This window comes from Pseudarthrobacter kochi, assembly GCF_055412805.1.
The window spans coordinates 161,319-178,145 of record NZ_JBVAYV010000004.1 but is presented as its reverse complement, the minus strand read 5'-3'; the positions used below and the strand labels follow the sequence as shown (position 1 = coordinate 178,145).

The window sequence follows — 16,827 nt, the reverse complement described above, 5'->3', positions numbered from 1 at the left end:
CTCAGGCGTCCTTTCGGTTGGAGGTGACGAGCAGCCAGATCAGGAACGGGGCACCGAGGGCGCCCGTGACCACTCCGACCGGCAGGACAGTTCCGTCCAGCAGCAGCGGTGCGGTATTGGCGGCGAAGTAGTCGGCGGCCAGGACGATCACCACACCGGCCAGGGCCGACGCCGGCAGGCTCGCCCTGCGGACAAACCGACGGGCGATGGGCCCGGCGAGGAACGCGACGAACGCCACCGGCCCTGCTGCGGCCGTCGCCGCGGCGGCAAGCCCGACGGCGGTGACCACGATGCCCAGCCGGGCCGCACCGACCCGCACGCCGAGCCCCGCGGCGGTGTCGTCGCCAAGTTCGAGCATGCGCAGCGGGCCGGCGAGGACGGCGACAGCAGGAATCAGGACGATCAGTGCGAGGCCGAGGACTCCGGCCCGGTCCCAGTTCGCGGAGTTGAGCGAGCCGTTCAGCCAGATCAGGACCTCGGCGGCGGTGCGGATGTCCGCCCGGGTCATCAGGAAACTGACCACGGCATGAAGGGCCGCGGCGATGCCCACGCCGGCCAGGATCAGCCGGCCGCCGGCGGCGTCGCCCCGCTGTCCGCCGAAGCCCAGGGATCCGCTGCGGGAGATGCCATAGATCAGGGCGGCCACGCCCAGCGCCCCGGCGAAGGCAGCGCCCGAGACGGTGGCACCGGATGCGCCGAAGACGACAATCGCCGTCACGGCCGCGGCGCTGGCCCCGTAGCTGATGCCGATCACGTCCGGGCTGGCAAGGGGGTTGCGGAGCATGGTCTGGAACAGCGCACCGGACAGCCCGAAAGCGGCTCCGATCAGCGTCCCCACGACGGCGCGCGGCAGCTTGTGCTCCATCACGATGAAACTTGCGCCGGGGATCTTCTCCCCGCCGGTTAGGTGCGCGGACAGGATCCGGAAGAAGTCGGGGATGGTGACGGTGTAGCTGCCCAGGAGCACGCTGGCGGCGAAGAGCGCCACGACGGCAAGCGCCAGGATGCCGGTCCGGGTGGGCACGGCCCGGCTCCGCACCGGCCACCGAGGTGTCAGATAACGCCGATGTTTGGGCGGGACATGGGCGCCAAGTGCCACCTCGGCGGAGGATTCCTTCACAGGCCTGCCCCCCTGCTGCGCCGGACCAGCCAGACGAATACCGGGGCACCGACGAGCGCGGTCATGATCCCCGCGGGGACTTCGCCCGGAAGCAGGATGACGCGGCCGATCACATCGGCGGTCAACAGCAGGGCCGGAGCCAGGACCAGCGAAAAGGGCAGGATCCAGCGGTAGTCGGGGCCCGTGAGGAAGCGGACGGCGTGCGGAATAACGAGGCCCACGAAGCCTATCGGGCCGGCCAGCGCCGTGGCCGAGCCGCAGAGCAGGACGATGCCGAGGGCGGTGACGCCGCGGGTCAGCCCGACGCGTTGGCCCAGGACGCGGGCGAGGTCGTCGCCGAGGGCGAGGTTGTTGAGGATCCGGCCGGTGGCGAGCACTATCGCGGCTCCCAGCAGCAGGAACGGCAGGGCCGGGAGGATCACCGACCAGTCGCGCCCGGCGATCCCGCCGAGCTGCCAGAACCTGAAGCGGTCCAGGGTGTCCCGGCTGGACACCAGGATGACGTTCAGGAGTGAAAAGAGACCGGCGCTCAGGGCCGCTCCGGCGAGGGCGAGCTTCACCGGCGTCGCGCCGTCCCTGCCGAGTGAAGCGATCAGATAGACCACGACGGCGGCGGCCGCGGCCCCGACGAACGCGAACCAGATGTACCCGGTCAGCGAGGACACGCCGAAGACGTAGATTCCCGTGACGACGGCCAGCGCGGCGCCGGCGTTGATTCCGATGATGCCCGGGTCCGCGAGGGGGTTGCGGGCCACGCCCTGCATTGCTGCCCCCGCGAGCCCGAGGGCGCCGCCGGCGAGCAGCCCGAGGACTGTCCGGGGAATCCGGGCGTGGACCACGGCGTGGTCGCCGCTGGCCGGATCGAACCGGGTCAGCGCCTGCCAGACGGTCCCGAGGTCCAGGCCCCGGGCGCCGAGGGCGAGGGACGCGGCGGTCACGAGCACCAGTACGACGACGGCGGCCAGTAGCCAGAGCGCCCGCGGCCCCCGGGCAGGGACAGTCACAGTCGTGCGCGTCTCCGGGGCGGGCCGGGCGGCTGCGGAAACCGCCGTCGTCGTAAGGGGGCTCATGAAACGGTGCCTACTTCACCGCGGCAGGGACTTTATCCGCTGCAATCGCCAGCTGCGGCAGGAACGTGTCCAGCGACCACGGCAGGCTCAGCGGCGACGACGCCGAGATGGACAACGTCAGGGTGTTGTCCGGGTCGGCAACCAGGGTGCCCTTCTTGATGGCCGGGATCTGGCCCAGCAGCGGGTCTGCCTTGATGGAATCGGTGGTGGCTGCGTCAGGAACCCAGGTGACGAAGATGTCGGATTCGAGTTCGTTGGCCTTCTCGGCGGACCACGGGATAAAGAACTCCGTGGAGCCCTTGGAATTATCTTCCACCACGGGGGCCAGCTTCATGCCGATCTCGGTGAGGAATCGGGGGCGGTTGTCGTTGGCGGTGTAGACGTTGACCCCGTCAGCCGAAGCGGGCTCCAGGTTGCCGTAGATGAAGCTCTTGCCGGCGATCTGCGGGTACTTGGAGACCTTTTCCTTGATGGTGGCCTCAGTGTCGGCGACCAGCTTGGTGGCTTCGGCGTCCTTGCCGAGGGCCTTGCCAATGATCGCGGTGGAATCCTGCCAGGAGGTTCCGTAGGCGATCTCTGGGTGGGCCACGACGGGGGCGATTTCGCTGAGCTTTTTGTAGTCCTCCTCCGTGAGGCCGGAGTAGGCGCCGAGGATGACGTCCGGGTTGAGCTTGGCGATCTCGGTGAAGTTGACGCCGTCGGCCTCGGAGAACTGGGCCGGGGCCTTCGCCGAACCGAAGCCGGCGCCGAGCGCCTCCAGGGCGGCGTCCTTCCACGGGGTGGAACCTTGGCCGTTGCCGCCCCATTCGTTCTTCGGGACGCCGACCGGCACCACGCCGAGGGCAATCGCCACGTCGTCATTGACCCAGGAAACGGTGACGACCCGCGTCGGCTGTTCCTTGATGGTGGTCTCGCCAAACACGTGCTTGATGGTCACCGGGAAGGCGGAGCTGGCCGGCTGGCTGGGGGCGTCCGCCGCAGTCGAGCTGGCCGGGCCGGTGGAGCAGGCGGTCAGGGAGAGCGCGACGGCGGCCAGGACTGCAGTTGCCTGGCCGGCGGTGCGGAGGAAGCGGCGCCTGGGCACGGCGCGGCTCGGAGTAGGGAGAGGCATGGGATTCCTTAGGTCAATAATGCGAACCTAAGTAAGGCTAGCCTATCCTTGCTACAATTAAGCAAACCTTTCGTAACGTAATTGCCAGACGGCTGCTTCCGCCCCCTTAAACAGCAACGCGGGGTCACTCACGGCCCATCCCGGTGGGGATTGTGGGCGGTAGGTGACCCCGCGTTGGGGTTGGACGTACGCCGGTCAGCGGAGGACGATGTCCACCGGGTTCGCCTCGGAGCGCCAGGTTCCCTCGGAGCCGGGACGCGGGCCAATCACGGGGGCCGTCAGCACGCCGGAGCGGTTGGTGCGCTTGTCCCGCAGGATCTCGGTGACCGAGCCGAGGTGCCGGGACAGGTCGATCACGTTTTCCGGTGCGGCCAGGAGCAGCTGGAAGCCGAACTCGTGCAGCGCCTTGATGCCGGCGCCGGCGAATTCCTCCGAAGCCAGCACAAACGCCTCGTCCATCATCACCGTCCCGTAGGTGGTGAAGCCCTGCTCGGCGATGCCCAGCTGGTAGCTCAGCGCCGCGGCCATGATGAACGCCGTGAAGCGCTGCCGCTCGCCGCCGGACATCGAGCCGGTGTCCGCATGCATAAAGACTTCGGTCTTCCTCCGTCCGCCCGTGGCCGCCGGCTTGGAACCGGAGCCCTGGACCTCGCGGTGCTCCTTGCACTGGATGAAGAGGTGCCCCCGGACGTCCAGCACGTCGGCTCGCCAGCGCCGGTCCTCCGGGGTCTGCGAGCCCAGCCGCTTCACAAGCGTTTCGAGCGACTTGTAGCGGTTGGTGAGCTCGGCGTCGTCGTCAGTTTCCGCCCCGGCGACACCTGGAGCCGGCGCGGCGGCCTTCCCGGGCCGCGTGTGCCGGACCTTCAGCGCGTTCTGGATGGCGTCCTTGAACTGCTTCGCGGTGGCCGGCAGGGTCTGCTTGATGTCCAGTTCCAGGAAGCTGCCCTCGTGGAAGTTGACCTCGGAAAGGATCCCGTTGAGCGGCAGGATGCGGCTGGTGATGGAGCGGCGTTCCTCGTCCAGGAGGTGCAGCAGGGTGCTGAAGGACTCGTGCGTTCGCTGGTTGAAGAACTGCCGGAATTCGGCCTCCTGTGCGGGCAGCCCGTCGCTGACAATGGCGTGGTAGCGGGCTTCGAATTCGCCCGCGGCCCCGATCGAGGTGCCGTGGTCCGCGGAAATCGCCGTGCCCCACTCGCGGACGAAGCCCTCGAAGATCCGGGTGAGCCGCTCGGAGGTGGCCTGGCCGCGGGATTCGGCCCCGTGGAGCTCGGCGAGGAGCCGGGTCCGGACCTGGTTGGCGAGGTTGTCCAGCTCATGCATCTCGAGCACGTCGCCGAAGTCCGCAAAGTACGGTTCCAGTGCCGTGACGGTGGCGTCCGACGGCGGCGACTGCTCCAGGCGTGCCCGCGCGGCGTCCAGCAGCGAATCGGCGGTGGACAGCTGCGCATCGACGGCCTTGTATTCACTCTGCAGCACTGCAGCGGCCTCGGTGCTGGACTGGTGCTTGTGCCGGGCCGCCTCGATGTTGGCGCGCAGCGGTTCCAGGTCCGCCTGCGCGGCGAGGGCGTCCTTGAGTCGCTGCTCGATCCGGGCGAGTTCGTCCGCCGCGACAACGGCCGAGACCTGTTCCCAGGGGCGGTGGTCCTCGGCCACGCGGCGCAGGGCCTCGAGCTGCCGGCTCATCCCCTGGTGCGACTCTTCCCGGCTCTGCGCGAGCTCGGCGGCCCTGGCCAGTTCCTGCTGCAGGTCCTCGACCTGCGCGGCCACGAGTTCCAGCTTGGCGGCGTTGTCGAAGCCGAGGACATAGTCCTGCCGGGACGCGAAGCGGTCGTCCTTTTCCACGGTGTGGCGGTTGCGCTTGACCACGCCGCCCAGGCTGAGGCCCTTGTCCAGGCGGGCCAGTTCGTCCGGGTCCTCAACGCACGGGTAGGCGAAATCGAGGGCGATCCGTTCCCGGATCCACTCGCCGGCGTCCGCTGCCGGACCCAGGGCGAGGATGTCCAGCTTGGTGAGCAGATCGCCGTCGGCCGCGTCCTCCACGGCCAGCGCGCCGCCGGCGAGGGGCTTCGAGACGTCCACCGCGCGCAGCGCACCGCGGACGGAATGGTCGTTGAGGTAGCGGGTGACGGCGGCGAAGTGCTCGCCGGGGACCAGCAGCGTGGTGGCGAGGCTGCGCAGGGCACGCTCGGCGGCCGGCCGCCACTGTTCGTGGCCCTCCGCGAGGTCGATCAGTTCGCCGCCGAACGGCATCTGCTCCTCGGGGACGCCGGTGGCCGCCGCGATCGCGCTGCGGTTTTCAATGCTCGACGGCGGCAGCAGCGACTTGCGCGTCTTGAGCGACACCAGTTCCTGCTGGGCTGCGGCGAGCTCCCGCTTCCGGGTCGCGTGGCCGTCGAACGCCTCGAAGCGCAGTTCCTTGAGCGCTTCCGCGTCGTCCTTGAGCTCGGCCGAGCGGGCGGCTGCGTGCTCGTGCGCCTGCTCCCAGCCGGCCGGGGACCACTGAAGTTCCAGGCCGGCGTCGGCGAGGGCCTTCCGGGCTGATTCCTCCACCTGCTGGCGGAGCTTGAGCCCCACCCGGGCGTTTTCAAGCGACTGCTCGATCGCGGAGATCGCGTTGCCGCCCTGGTTGTTGTAGTCCGCTTCGAGCTGGCGCAGCTCCTTGGCCAGCCCGTCCCGGATGCCGCGTTCGGCGCCGAGTTCCTTGGCTTTCGCCTGGGCCAGGTCCTTGAACCGGGCGAGCGTCTTCTCGTGGACCGTGACGGCCAGTTGCTGCCTGTACGCCTCGAATTCCCCGCCGGCGAGGTCCCGCAGGCGGTTCGCGTCGAGCAGCGACTGGGCATACTCCTTGTTCAGCCCGGGGACCGGTGCCAGCTGGTCGCGCTGCTGCCGGACGTCCTCGAGCCGCTGCCGGATGGACATCAGGTTGCTGAATTCCTCGACGACGTCATCGGCTGCGGCCAACGTGGCGGGCGCGTCCAGGACCTGGTCGCGGAAGAAATTGTTGACGCTGCCGCCGAGGCCCTTGCCGGCCTGGATGACGCGCAGCAGGGGCAGTGCCTGGTCCGAATTGATCCCGAGCAGGCGGCGGAAGCGTTCCGCGAAAGCCTTGTGGACATCGAAGACCTGGGCGTCCGGGAAAATTGCATCCAGCGCCGATTTGGTGAAGCGCTTCTCGGCGATGCCCTCAAGCGCCGTGAGGTCCAGCGGTTTGTTGTCGATCAGGTAGTACCGGCCGACGCTGGACTCCGTGCCGTTTTTGGGCAGGTCGAACAGCGCAGACACCGTCACCCGGGTGCCCGCAGCGTTGTCGAACGTCAGGGCGACGGCGGACCAGGTGGCGCCGGCGCGCTGGAACGCGCTGGCCGAGCCCTCCCCGACCGCCTTGTCCCCCACTTTGCCGCGCATGTACGTGAACGTGGTGCGCTTGTCCTCCACCGCGCCGCCGGCTCGCTGGGCGGCGGCCTCGTTGGAGCGCGGCCTCGCGTCAAAGACCCGGAGCATCGCGTCGAACAGCGTCGACTTGCCGACGCCGGAATTGCCGGTCAGCAGGGTGCCGTTGCGGTCCACATGCATCGTGTGGGCGCCATGGAAGGTGCCCCAGTTGACCACCTGGACGAGGGCGAGGCGCATCTGGCCCGGGTTGGTGAGGTCGCCCATCGGCAGCATGGTCGCGATGCTCACTTGGCGTCCTCCGCTTCCTCAGTGTGGTCGCCTTTCGCGGCGTCACCGCTGCTGTCAGTAACCGGATCGACGGCATCGCCGTCGTCCGAGTCATCCTCCCCCGGGCCTACCGCGTCGCCGTCGAGCTCGAGGAGCGGTTCGGTGCCGGAGGGGTCGGTGGAGGCCGCAATGAGGGCGTCGATCTGGGCCGGGATGTCGCCGATGTTTTCGAAGGGGAGGGCCAGGGGGAGGGCGTTGGAGATCGTGTAGACCTCGTCCAGGCCGGTGGTCAGGAGGAGCTGGCGGGCCAGGAGCTTGGTGATGGCGCGGTTGACGACGTCGGAATCGCGCAGCGCGTCCTGCTGGCCGGCGGGCTGGTAGTGGGCCACGAGTTCGGCGATTTCCTGGCGTGTGATCGTGGGGTCGGTCTGGGCGGTGACGTGGCGGTCCAGGAGCAGGCGCAGGCGGAGCAGCACGATGGTTTCGACGCGGCTCAGGGCCCGCTGCTGGCGCAGGATGCTGGAGCGCGTGCTGCCGCCGATGGCCTCGGGGTCCACCGGGCGCAGCACCGCCACCTTGCGTTCGTGGTCCATCTGCAGGGTCAGGAAGAGTTCGGACAGGCGGCTGCGCAGGATCAGCTGGTTGTCCAAGAGGATGGTCCAGAGCTTCTCGTCCCGGCCGCCGTCGATGTACGGGCCCTTGAGGAGTTTCACGAGGGCCTGGCGGACCTTCATCGGGAGCACACCGGTGTCCCCCGGGAACAGTGCGGCGCCGTCCACGAAGGTGTCCCGCGGGGTGACGGTGAAGGGGTCGACGTGGACGTGCTGGGCCGGCTCCGCCGCCGCAGGCGCGGGCTGCACGTCCGCCGTCGTGATGTCTTCAGTCATCTTCAGTCCTTCTTAAGCGTGACGACCGGCAGGTACGCGGTGCGCGTGGAGCCGTCGATCTGTTCGAAGTCGAGAGTTTCCCAGGACCCGCGGTCAAAGCCGGCGCCCTCGTGCAGGGCGTGGGAGAGCAGGGCACGGATCGAGTTGATGTGGCGTTCCCCGGCCGGGAGCTGATCCCAGGCCCCGGCCAGGGTGGAAGCGCCGGCGAACGCGGCGCGGACCGCTTCGGGGCTCGCTTTCCCGGTCCGCGGCGAGCGCACCCGGTCCGAGTCGCTGAAGGCGATCGGGTCGGCCAGCTTGGGCGGGGCCGCGAATTCGTCCGGGTCGAACAGCTTGACCATGGCGAGGGATTCGAAGCCGGCGTTGAACAGCACCGGGCCGCGGACCAGTCCGGGGCGTTCGCGTTCGTACGGCAGGGAACGGATGGCCTGCTCGGCCTCCCGGAGGACCTTGCGGAGCCGGACGGACTGGCGGAAGTCGTCGCTCTGGACGTAGGTGTTCAGGCTTTCGCTGAGCTTGCCGTAGATCCGCTGGATCTGGCTGTGCTGGGTCCGCAGTTCCGCGACGAGGTTCTTCAGCGTCTCGCGTTCGTCATGGCTGAGGTCATCGGCGAACTGACGGCTGAGGACCTCGCCGATCGCCGAACGGAAGCGCAGCTGCTGCTGCGGGTCCTCCAGGAACGCTGTGAAGGAACGGAAGGTCCTGCCCTCGGGGCTCTGCCGGAGACGCTTGTCGGCTTCGAGCACCTGGGCCATGGTGGCGCCCTTGCTGAGGGACTCCTCGATGATCTGGTTGCGGAGCTCGCCCACCAGCTCCTCGATCCGGTCTCGCATTTTTTTGTAGTCCGCGGGCAGGCTCGCCGCGAGGTCCAGGATGTTCCCGGCGGCCTCCACGGCTTCCTCGTCGTCGAGCAGCCCGTCAAAGTCGCCGGAGCTGATGTCCTCGATCAGCTGGCGCCGTTCGCCGATCTCCTCCTCGAGTGACTCCAGCCGGGCGCTCTGGTCCGGGTTCGTCTCGTTGGCGAGCTTCTCGACGTCGCCCAGCAGCGTGCCGAGCCGTGAACCGTTGAGCGTGGAGCGTTCGCTGGAGAGACTGTCCAGGAAGGCGAGGACCCGGGCGGCGGGTTCGGTGACCTCGTACACGATCTGCCCGGACTGGTTCCGGCGGGTGAGGAAGTTCTTGCGGGTCCACTCATCGCCAAAGGTCTTCCCGTTGGCGGAGCCACCCAGTGCCGGGTCCTGGCGGCGGAGCTGCTCAAGGAAGGCGTCGACGTCGGCGTGGAACTGTTCCAGCGGAAGCTGCGGCCGGGTGCGGGTGAAGGACGCCTGCAGCACCGCGATCACCCACGGTGCCGAGCGGGTCAGCGCCCAGGCCGGCCCCTTGGTGAGGAGTTCGAGGTCGCGCAGCCGGGCGCTGATGGCGTCGGCGGAGGACAGGGCGGAACGGGACACGCACTCTCCTTCAGCTGCCGGGGGATCGGGATGGGGCAGCGGATAAGGAAAAACTGCCAGCTACAAGGTTAACGCAGGCCCCGGTTTGCATTCATCGTTGTGCGCCGTTGCCTGCGGGAGCAGACTGGGAACATCACCTGAGAGGAGTTTGTCATGGGCAAGAAAGCACTACTGATCACGGGAGTGGCGGCCGCGGCGGCGATTCTCGGCGGCGCCACAGTTGCAGTCGCAGCGAGCCCCCCGACCGCCGCTTTCCGGCTCCCGGATGCCAGCAACGCCGCGGCCGAACTCCAGCGGTCGCTCCGGGTAGCCACCGCCGACGCCCCCGGACACGACGACGATTCCAACCTGCCCGCGCTGACCGCGGAGGACCGGGACAAGGCGGGAAACGCGGCCCTCGCCCGGGTCGGCCAGGGCACTGTGCGCGAAGTCGAGCGGGAGAACGAGTACGGCACCGCCTACGAGGTGGAGGTGCGGCTCAACGACGGCACCCAGGTTGAAGTGCAGCTCGGCGCAGACTTCCAGGTCCTGGGCCAGGGCTCCCCCGAGCGGGACGACGACTGACCGCAGCAACGGACCACAGCGCGGGGTTTTACGGGGCGTGACGGGCAGGCCGTGAGGCCGCCGCAACCGCCCCGTGACCTACGCCCCGGTAGCATTTCGATCCCGTATCAAGAATCCCGGCACGCGCCGTGGACTCTGGCTAGCCAACCTCCCGCACCCTACGCTCGGGCTACTGATTCAACCGAAGCAATGGTGCAGGGGGAAGAATGCAGTTCGACCTAAGCGCAGTGGAAACGGCAACGCTGGTGTTCATCGGAACGCTCATGTTTGCCCTGGTCCTCACAGTCTTTATGATGACGGCGTCCTTCGCGGCCATGGTGCTGGTGGGTGTCGGCCGGCTCGCCTGGCTCATCGCCGCGAACATCCTGCTGGGGCTTGTCCACGGCATCAACCACGCCTGGGACCGGCTGGTCCATCACGCCGCCAGAGTGGAGCTTCCGGGTGGCAGTGCCGGTGACTTCGTCGGGGACATCGCGGCCGAAATTATGGGCCAATCGGCCCCTAGCACCGGCACCTACCCGCGGGTAGTCTTGCGGGACAGCTGAAGGGTCCTCCACCCACGGCGGATCCAGGGCTCGAGCCGGTGACCCCGGTTAGAGGAGATGCCCGATGAGCTCCGCCGTTGAAAATCCAGCCACTGAGAACCCCGCCGACAGCCCCGCCGCGGATGTCCCGGTCCCGCCGGAGCTGCTCGGTCCCGGCGCCACCGCGGCCGACGCGCGGGCCATCACCGAAGCTGCCCGCGAGGCCAGCTGGGACCGGCCCAGTTTCGCCAAGGGACTGTACCTCGGCAGCTTTGACCTCAGCCTGATCCACCCCTGGCCGGAAGCCCCCGCTGACGACGTCGAACGCGGCGAAGAGTTCATGGCCCGCCTCACGGATTACTGCCGCACCATGTCCGGGCGCACCATTGAGCGCGACGCACTGATTCCGGATGACTATCTCAAGGGCCTCGCCGCTCTGGGCGTCTTCGGCATGAAGATCCCCCGCGACTACGGCGGCCTTGGCCTCTCGCTGGTCTACTACGGACGGGCGCTGGCTCTGCTGAGCTCCGTCCACCCCAGCCTCGGCGCCCTGCTCTCGGCGCACCAGTCCATCGGCGTCCCCGAGCCTGTCAAGGTGTTCGGCACCCCCGAGCAGAAGCAGGAGTACCTGCCGCGCTGCGCCGCCGGGGCTATCACCGCGTTCCTGCTGACCGAGCCCGACGTCGGCAGCGACCCCGCACGGATGGGCAGCACCGCCGTCCCCACCGATGACGGCGATTCCTACATCCTGGAAGGCGTGAAGCTCTGGACCACCAATGGCGTGATTGCCGAGCTCGTGGTGGTCATGGCGGTGGTCCCCTCCCGCACCGGGGCGGACGGCACCGTCCACAAGGGAGGGATCAGCGCCTTCGTCGTCGAGATGGACTCCCCCGGCATCACGGTGGAAAACCGCAACGCCTTCATGGGGCTGCGCGGCATCGAAAACGGCGTCACCCGCTTCCACCAGGTCCGGGTACCCGCGGCCAACCGGCTGGGCCGCGAGGGGCAGGGCCTGAAGATCGCCCTCACCACGCTCAATACCGGCCGGCTCGCGCTCCCTGCGTTGTGCGTCGCTTCCGGGCGGTGGAGCCTGAAGATCGCCCGCGAGTGGTCCAACGCCCGCACCCAGTGGGGCCGGCCGGTGGGCAAGCATGAAGCCGTGGGCAAGAAAATCGCCTTCATTGCGGCCAACGCCTTCGCCCTGGACGCCGTCTTCGAGTTGTCCGCCGAAATGGCCGACGCCGGGCAGAAGGACGTCCGGATCGAGGCCGCCCTGGCCAAGCTGTGGTCCACCGAGATCAGCTGCCGGATCGCCGACGAGCTGGTGCAGATCCGCGGCGGGCGTGGCTTCGAAACGGCGGACTCGCTCGAGGCCCGCGGCGAGCGCGCCGTGCCGGCCGAGCAGCAGCTCCGCGACCTGAGGATCAACCGGATTTTCGAGGGATCCTCGGAGATCATGAAATTGCTGATCGCGCGGGAGGCCGTGGACGCGCACCTCGCGGCAGCCGGGGATCTCGCCTCCGAGGACGCGAGCCTGTCCGACAAGGCCCGGGCCGCCGTCGGCGCTTCCGGTTTTTACGCGAAGTGGTTGCCCAGGCTCGTCGCCGGGGCCGGCATGGACCCGCGTTCCTACAGCGACTTCGGCCGGCTCGCGAAGCAGCTGCGCTTCGTCGAGCGGTCCTCCCGGCGGCTGGCCCGGCAGACCTTCTACGGGATGGGCCGCTGGCAGGCGAAGCTTGAGCACAAACAGGCGTTCCTGGGCCGGATTGTGGATATCGGGGCGGAACTGTTCGCCATGGCCGCGGCCTGCTCCCGGGCCGAAATGCTGTTGCGGACCTCCCCGGAAAAGGGAGCCTCCGCTTACGAACTCGCCGAGGCGTTCTGCGAACAGGCCCGCGTCCGGGTGGACGAATACTTCGACCAGCTCTGGAAGAACACCGACGACGGCGACCACGTGCTCTCCCGCAAGGTCCTGGCCGGCGATTACGAGTGGCTGGAGGCGGGTGTGCTGGACCAGTCCGAAGGCACCGGACCGTGGATTGCCGACGCCAGCCCGCGCGCGTCCGTGAAGGTTAACTTGCACCGGAAGTACCGCTGACACGGCGCGCCAGCCGTGAGCGCCACCAACCATCAATAGTAAGCATCCTTGCTACCTTGTGATGCCCATGATTAGCTGGACGTGAGACCTGCACACCGGTCTCCGCCTTGCGGTGCCCGGCCCAAATAATGGGCCCGGGTCATTCAGTGAAAGTGAGCAGTCCTCATGAGCAACCCAGCAGGCCCCGAAGATCACACTCCCCGACGCGCCCGTGACGAGGAAGCGGCCGTCAGCCAGGATGCCCGGATCCACGACGCCCGGCAGGACGCTGCACGCGACGACACTGTCCGCACCAACGACCCCCGCGCCATCCCGACCGGCGCCGCGGCGGAAACACCCACCCGGGCCCAGGAAGCGGTCCGCGCTGAACCGGTCCGCAGCGAACCGACCCGCACCCAGCCGGTGACGGCCGTGCGCCACGACGAGCCCGTCCGCGACACTGTCGTCGAGGAAGTCCCCACCCGCGAAACCGTGGTGGCCCGTGAAAAGGAGCAGTTCGGCGGCATCAAGATCGGTTCGGCCTTCTTCGGCTGGCTCGCCGCCACCGGAATGGCCGTGCTGCTGACCGCGCTGGTCGCCGCCGCCGGCACCGCCGTCGGCCTCGCCACCAATACGGACGTCAATGCGACGGTCACTTCGGGCAACGAAACCGTGGGACTCGTCGGCATCATTGTTCTGCTGGTCATCTTGTTCGTGTCCTACTACTCCGGTGGCTACGTCGCCGGCCGGATGGCACGCTTCAACGGTGCCAAGCAGGGCTTTATGGTGTGGGTCTGGGCGCTCATCGCCGCCGTCGTCGTCGCCATTCTCGGCCTCGTGGCAGGCCAGAAGTACAACATCCTGGCCCAGCTCAACAGCTTCCCGCGCATCCCGGTCAACGAGGGTGAACTGACCACCACCAGCATCATCGCTGCAGTGGTGGTGGCCGCAGTGGCCCTGCTCGCAGCCGTCCTCGGCGGAACCGCCGGCATGCACTTCCACCGCAAAGTGGACCGCGCCGGATTCACGCCGGTGGAAACGGTCCAGGAACGCTAGGCCGCTTCGCCAACGTAGTACCAGCGGCGGTCGACCCGCAGGAAGCGGCTCGTCTCGTGGTGGACTCCGCGTTCGCCGTCGTGCCGGAAATGGGCCTTGAACTCAACGGTCCCTTCGGTGTCCAGCGGGCCGCCGCGCGTGGTGGAGACGATGTCCAGCCGCCGCCACTGCATCTCCGGATCCAGTTCCAATGCGGCCGGCCGGGTGTCCGTATGCCACGTCCGCAGGAGGTAGCCGGCGTCCAGCACGACGAAGGCGCTGTACCGGGAACGCATCAGTTGTTCGGCCGTCGGAGCCTGCGCCTCGCCGGTGTGGAATCGGCCACAGCATTCGCCATACTTCTCGCCGGAAAGGCAGGGGCAGTTGCCGCGGAACGGGGCCTGACCGGGATTGGGGGCTCCGGGGCGGGCGGCGGCTGGGGGCGTCACAAGGTGTCCTTTCCGGGGGGCCGGACCGTGCCGGCGGGGCTCCTTCCGACTATAGACGCACGCTCCGGTGGCGTTGGGAGGGCGGAACCTCTAACAGCTTTGACACGTCTCCGCGGCGAGGCCCGCCTGCCTGCGTGTCAGGGGAAAAAAAGTACGTATGGTTAAGGGGTGCCGTTACCGCCGCTCTGGGCGGGACACGTCGCGGCAAGGCCGGCTAGGAGAGGTGACATGGGAGATCCGACAACCATCGCCCTCAACCTGACCTTCTTCGGGACCCTGGCAGTGGCGCTCGCCATGTTCTTCGGTCTCTTCCTGGTCTTCGTGGCCACGCTGGTGATCGCCGGCCTCGGCCGCCTGACCGCGGTGACCGTCATGGCTCTGGGACGAGGCCTGTTCCGGACCGGCGGCAGAACCGCCGATACCGTCGAGCCGAACCTCCCGGTCCGGTCCGTCGCAACCAGCGAGCACCGCCAGCCGGGGGCTGCCAAACCCGCGAAGGCAGCCAAACCCGCCCGGCCGGCCAAGAAGGAACCCGCCCTGTCGCCGGACTGGGCCGCAGCCGTCGCGCGGGCCGATGCCCGCGCCGCCGCCCGCGCCAAGGCGGAGGCCGCCCCGGCCGTCAAAGTCTCGGTCCGCGAACTCCCGGACCCCGCGGCTCCCGCACGCGACCTCTCGGCCGTGGCACCGCTCGTGGAGTCCGCCACGGACCGGAACGGCCAGCTCGGCACCGTCCCGCCGGCCTTCAAGAAAGCCCCGATGCCCGCCGCGAAATACCTGCTGGACACGGGCTCGCTCGTCTCCCTGCACGGCAACCTTCCGGTCAGCAAGTTGAAGCAGCCAGCCCAGGAGCGCAAAGCCGGCTGAGGCCTTACCCCCGGCAGTCAAGTCCGATACGTTGGAACCCATGGAATTCAGATACCTCGGGAACAGCGGCTTCAAGATTTCGGAAATCACCTTCGGCAACTGGCTCACGCACGGTTCGCAGGTGGAGAACGAGGTCGCCACCCAGTGCGTCCGGGCCGCGCTCGACGCCGGTATCAGTACCTTCGACACGGCGGATGTCTACGCCAACACAGCGGCGGAGACCGTGCTGGGCAAGGCCCTCCAGGATGAGCGGCGCGAGTCGCTGGAAATCTTTACTAAGGTCTTCGGCCCCACCGGCCCCAAGGGCCACAACGATCTCGGGTTGTCCCGCAAACACATCCTGGAGGCCATCAACGGCTCCCTGACGCGGCTGCAGACGGACTATGTGGACCTTTACCAGGCCCACCGCTACGACTACGAGACCCCGCTGGAAGAGACCATGCAGGCCTTCGCGGACATCGTGCGGCAGGGCAAGGCGCTCTACATCGGCGTCAGCGAATGGACGGCCAGCCAGATCCGCGACGGCCACGCCCTCGCCAAGGAACTCGGCTTCCAGCTGATCTCCAACCAGCCGCAGTATTCCATGCTGTGGCGGGTCATCGAGGCCGAGGTGATTCCGACGTCCGAGGAGCTTGGCCTCTCGCAGATCGTCTGGTCGCCGATGGCGCAGGGTGTGCTGAGCGGGAAGTACCACCCCGGCAAACCGGCCCCGGAGGGCAGCCGCGCCACGGATTCCAAGGGCGGCTCGAAAATGATCGAGCGCTGGATGTCCAACGAGGTCCTCACCGGCGTACAGCAGCTCAAGCCGATCGCGGACGAGGCCGGGCTGACCATGGCCCAGCTGAGTATCGCCTGGGTGCTGCAGAACAAGAACGTGGCCTCCGCCATCATGGGCGCGTCCCGGCCGGAGCAGATTGAAAAGAACGTCGCGGCCGCCGGCGTGAAGCTGGACACCGGGATCATGGAGAAGATCGACGCCGCAATCGGCTCGCTCGCCGAACGCGACCCGGCGCAGACCAAGTCGCCCGCCTCCCGGGAAGCCTAGTCCCGTGACCGGCCTGCCCACGCTCGCCGTCACCGGTGCAACCGGACACCTGGGCGGCCTGGTGGCCCGCCTGCTGGCCGACGCCGGCAGCCCGCTGCGCCTGCTCGTGCGCGACCCCGGCCGGGCGCCGGAACTGGAAGGCGGCGTCCCCGTCGTTGTCACCTACGCCGATCAGGTGCTCGCGAAAGCGGCCCTCGAGGGGGTGAAGACGCTCTTTATGGTCTCAGCCGCCGAGGCCGAAGACCGGCTGCAGCAGCACTACACCTTCGTGGATGCGGCGGCCGCGGCCGGCGTGCAGCACATCGTCTATACCTCGTTCTTCGGCGCAGCGGCCAATTGCACGTTCACCCTCGGCCGGGACCACTTCGCCACCGAGGAGCACATCAGGGCCTCCGGGATGGATTTCACCTTTCTGCGGGACAACTTCTACCTGGACTTCCTGCCTTTGCTGGCCGGCGAGGACGGGGTTATCCGTGGACCCGCCGGGGACGGCGCCATGGCGGCCGTTGCCCGCGCGGACATCGCCCGTTCCGCCGTGACCGTGCTCCGGGACCCCGCCCTGCACATCGGCAGAACGTACGACCTGACCGGGCCGGAGGACATCTCGCTGGCGGCGGCCGCGGACCTCCTGACCGCCGGGACCGGCCGGATCATCACGTTCCACAACGAGACCCTCGAGGAGGCCTACGCCTCGCGCGCCTCCTACGGGGCGCCGCCGTGGCAGGTGGACGCCTGGGTCAGTACTTACACGGCGATCGCGGCCAGCGAACTGGCCGGGCCGACGTCGGCCGTCCACGAACTCACCGGCCGTGAACCGCTGGCCCTGGCGCAGTTCCTGGCCGAGTCGCACACGATCTAGCTGGGGGCTGGCCCAGTATTGACGGCTACCGGGCTGCGGCGTAGACCTGAATACGGGTGACACCGGTCCAAAGCCGGGCTGGTCCGGAACAGAATCGCAGTGCCATGCCAA

The 16,827-nt window shown here is 68.4% G+C and carries 14 protein-coding genes; 7 read left to right on the top strand and 7 right to left on the bottom strand.

The annotated features are described in order from the left end of the window. Window position 1: 1 nt before the first annotated feature. The 6 genes from ACZY0Y_RS04020 to ACZY0Y_RS03995 all read right to left on the bottom strand — a co-directional run bounded on the left by ACZY0Y_RS04020 (window position 2) and on the right by ACZY0Y_RS03995 (window position 9,299). Window positions 2-1,057, bottom strand: a complete 1,056-nt coding sequence (locus ACZY0Y_RS04020) for a FecCD family ABC transporter permease (protein WP_463956882.1) — start codon at window positions 1,055-1,057, stop codon at window positions 2-4. 59 nt (window positions 1,058-1,116) lie between these two features. After that, entirely contained in the window at window positions 1,117-2,190 is a 1,074-nt protein-coding gene (locus ACZY0Y_RS04015; protein WP_463956873.1) for a FecCD family ABC transporter permease, read from the bottom strand. A gap of 10 nt (window positions 2,191-2,200) precedes the next feature. Further along, a complete protein-coding gene (locus tag ACZY0Y_RS04010) occupies window positions 2,201-3,301 on the bottom strand; it encodes an iron-siderophore ABC transporter substrate-binding protein (protein WP_463956872.1) in 1,101 nt (366 codons plus the stop codon). A gap of 195 nt (window positions 3,302-3,496) precedes the next feature. Continuing rightward, on the bottom strand, window positions 3,497-6,982 hold the full coding sequence (locus tag ACZY0Y_RS04005; RefSeq protein ID WP_463956871.1) for an ATP-binding protein: 3,486 nt from the start codon (window positions 6,980-6,982) through the stop codon (window positions 3,497-3,499). After that, on the bottom strand, window positions 6,979-7,848 hold the full coding sequence (locus tag ACZY0Y_RS04000; RefSeq protein ID WP_463956870.1) for a DUF4194 domain-containing protein: 870 nt from the start codon (window positions 7,846-7,848) through the stop codon (window positions 6,979-6,981). The genes ACZY0Y_RS04005 and ACZY0Y_RS04000 overlap by 4 nt, the downstream gene beginning before the upstream one ends. A gap of 2 nt (window positions 7,849-7,850) precedes the next feature. Beyond that, entirely contained in the window at window positions 7,851-9,299 is a 1,449-nt protein-coding gene (locus ACZY0Y_RS03995; RefSeq protein ID WP_463956869.1) for a DUF3375 family protein, read from the bottom strand. Window positions 9,300-9,452: 153 nt separating this feature from the next. Here ACZY0Y_RS03995 and ACZY0Y_RS03990 point away from each other — a divergent pair, with 153 nt between their 5' ends. The 4 genes from ACZY0Y_RS03990 to ACZY0Y_RS03975 all read left to right on the top strand — a co-directional run bounded on the left by ACZY0Y_RS03990 (window position 9,453) and on the right by ACZY0Y_RS03975 (window position 13,520). After that, entirely contained in the window at window positions 9,453-9,863 is a 411-nt protein-coding gene (locus tag ACZY0Y_RS03990; RefSeq protein ID WP_463883889.1) for a PepSY domain-containing protein, read from the top strand. A 206-nt stretch (window positions 9,864-10,069) separates the two neighbouring features. Continuing rightward, the gene (locus tag ACZY0Y_RS03985; protein WP_463883887.1) at window positions 10,070-10,408 is read left to right on the top strand and encodes a hypothetical protein; all 339 of its coding nucleotides are present in this window, start codon (window positions 10,070-10,072) and stop codon (window positions 10,406-10,408) included. 64 nt (window positions 10,409-10,472) lie between these two features. After that, window positions 10,473-12,485 carry an acyl-CoA dehydrogenase family protein gene (locus tag ACZY0Y_RS03980; protein ID WP_463956868.1) on the top strand — a complete coding sequence of 671 codons (2,013 nt, stop codon included), beginning with the start codon at window positions 10,473-10,475 and terminating at the stop codon, window positions 12,483-12,485. A gap of 165 nt (window positions 12,486-12,650) precedes the next feature. Further along, a complete protein-coding gene (locus tag ACZY0Y_RS03975) occupies window positions 12,651-13,520 on the top strand; it encodes a hypothetical protein (protein ID WP_463956867.1) in 870 nt (289 codons plus the stop codon). Here the strand turns inward: ACZY0Y_RS03975 and ACZY0Y_RS03970 are convergent. Continuing rightward, window positions 13,517-13,948, bottom strand: coding sequence for a YchJ family protein (locus ACZY0Y_RS03970; protein WP_463956866.1), 432 nt, complete (start codon window positions 13,946-13,948; stop codon window positions 13,517-13,519). The two genes, ACZY0Y_RS03975 and ACZY0Y_RS03970, sit on opposite strands and share 4 nt — an antisense overlap. A 228-nt stretch (window positions 13,949-14,176) precedes the next feature. Between ACZY0Y_RS03970 and ACZY0Y_RS03965 the strand changes: the two genes are divergently transcribed. The 3 genes from ACZY0Y_RS03965 to ACZY0Y_RS03955 are packed head-to-tail and all read left to right on the top strand — an operon-like array spanning window position 14,177 to window position 16,716. Then, the gene (locus ACZY0Y_RS03965) at window positions 14,177-14,812 is read left to right on the top strand and encodes a hypothetical protein (protein ID WP_463956865.1); all 636 of its coding nucleotides are present in this window, start codon (window positions 14,177-14,179) and stop codon (window positions 14,810-14,812) included. A gap of 40 nt (window positions 14,813-14,852) precedes the next feature. After that, entirely contained in the window at window positions 14,853-15,857 is a 1,005-nt protein-coding gene (locus tag ACZY0Y_RS03960; RefSeq protein ID WP_463956864.1) for an aldo/keto reductase family protein, read from the top strand. Between the two features lie 4 nt (window positions 15,858-15,861). Continuing rightward, window positions 15,862-16,716 carry an SDR family oxidoreductase gene (locus ACZY0Y_RS03955; RefSeq protein ID WP_463883879.1) on the top strand — a complete coding sequence of 285 codons (855 nt, stop codon included), beginning with the start codon at window positions 15,862-15,864 and terminating at the stop codon, window positions 16,714-16,716. Window positions 16,717-16,827 lie beyond the last annotated feature (111 nt).